We start from the raw sequence: 2,058 nt of genomic DNA on the forward strand, positions 1-2,058 counted from the left end.
GACTTCTCTCTCGAATCGGATGAGAAGGAGAAGACGGTCCTTGCTTCGTTCCTCGACCAACTTGTCTCTGAAAACCGTCGCTAACTCTCGAACCGAAATTACTCAATAGACTACTGTCTTTCTCAAGAATTGGAATTCAATCTGGCTAGTAGGTACGATAGAAATAACAATACTCGGTTACAAGGGCAAGTCACCATGGACGATCTTACAGGCTTTCAGCGGGATCTCCTGTACGTCATTACAGGCGCTGATNATAACAATACTCGGTTACAAGGGCAAGTCACCATGGACGATCTTACAGGCTTTCAGCGGGATCTCCTGTACGTCATTACAGGCGCTGATCAGCCGTCGGGTCAGGACATCAAAGACGAGGTCGAGTCGTACTATAGTAGCGAAATCAATCACGGACGACTGTATCCCAATCTCGACACCCTCGTCAACAAGGGATTCGTCGAGAAGGGAGAACTCGATCGACGAACGAACTACTACGCGATCACCGATGAAGGGAACACAGCCATTCAGGAGCGCCGTGAGTGGGAATCACAGTACGTTGACCTCTGACTCAGACGGATTTGGTCCTCAATGAGTACGAAAGTGACGCATATATCACCACTCTATTTTGACATAGGAGGCACATAGATCTATTGAATAGTCAACAAGAGGAGTAGTGTGAAACACTCCTCCAAATGGATACGTCAAAGATAAGTAAAACGGCCACAGATATGAATCTGTCCAATTACTCGTGATATCCGATTAGGAGTCGATACCGTACTCAACGAGTTGTTCGGCTTGGGTCTTTAGCCCATCTGTACTATGTACCAGTAGTCTTCGGAAACCCCCAGAGGAGGGGGATCGACAGGTACAACCGACCTACCGTGCTGGCGATCACGGCAGATCCTCGCCATTGGCGAGCAACATACTATTCAATTCCTAGAACGAAAAGGTACCGAATGAGGCAGGGTTTCTCGCTATTGTTTACGAAATCGCTTTGCGGGAATTTCTCTCCGTAGCCGGAAGTTGCTCTCGGATTACCGGCCTCTACGAACACCTGCTCTACAGAGTGTAGTTTGATACTGGTCCCTGGATATCATAGAACAGTTCCCAGGGTGATGGATTTCAAGACTGACGGAGCTGAATCACCTGCTCAGTGAGTATGCGAACGTAACGCTGCTATCCGTTAGCCGTTACCAAATTATCGGGGGAAAACACCAAAACCGAGAGAGGACATNCCTGCTCAGTGAGTATGCGAACGTAACGCTGCTATCCGTTAGCCGTTACCAAATTATCGGGGGAAAACACCAAAACCGAGAGAGGACATAATTTCGCTCGATTGGAGCACCTTAGTGAATGCCAAGGTTGCGGATTTGTTCTGCGAGCGATAAGTGATGCTGATCCTAACCCACTAAATTGGGATTCCTGCCCCGAATGTGACGGCACAGACTTCAAACTCGTCGATACGTGACTCACCTGTACGTAGCGGCTGTTACTCTTGGGCACAGTTGCGTTCGTAGACGAACACGCGTTACGTAGAGCTGCCTACTTTACAAGGAGTGGCAATCTACTTGGATTTCTTCAAGACTGTCGAACCCATACGATTCCGAGTGCCGGTGAGCCTGAGAACGTGATTGAACACTTATCATTATGGGGCGTATTGTCCCGGTAGATGCCAGTGATTCCAACAGAGTGGGGTGAGCCGGATTCTCGGCCAGACATCTACTACGAACTCCTCTGGATAGGGCTGGCGGTTGTCGTACTCGGTACGCTCGTGTACTGGGAGCCGTTCTTAATCACCATCTCGATTACACCACAACGACTTGCCGGCGCGACAACCCTCGGNGTGATTCTCGGCATTGCTGTGACGTACAGCTCGTTCGTGAGTGAGCGGTTCCAACGACTCTGGGCAAATTTTCGCATCCGGTTCGCCGGCCTCTTCGTACTCAGCATGGGCGTCCAACTCGGACTTGCTGTTGCCCCCACGTGGACGGTGCTCACGATGCTAGCGACATTTCTCATACTCATTCCACTTCGCGTCGCTGTCTACCTTCGTACACGGTAAGT

General features: G+C 49.9%; 1 protein-coding gene. It reads left to right on the plus strand.

Translation table 11 applies throughout. The features are described 5' to 3' along the window. The first annotated feature begins 285 nt into the window (after window positions 1–285). Window positions 286–561 (plus strand): PadR family transcriptional regulator, encoded by a 276-nt coding sequence (locus tag C492_RS15865; RefSeq protein WP_008425479.1) that lies wholly within the window; start codon window positions 286–288, stop codon window positions 559–561. Window positions 562–2,058 lie beyond the last annotated feature (1,497 nt).

Source organism: Natronococcus jeotgali DSM 18795, assembly GCF_000337695.1.
In the GTDB taxonomy this organism is placed as follows: domain Archaea; phylum Halobacteriota; class Halobacteria; order Halobacteriales; family Natrialbaceae; genus Natronococcus; species Natronococcus jeotgali.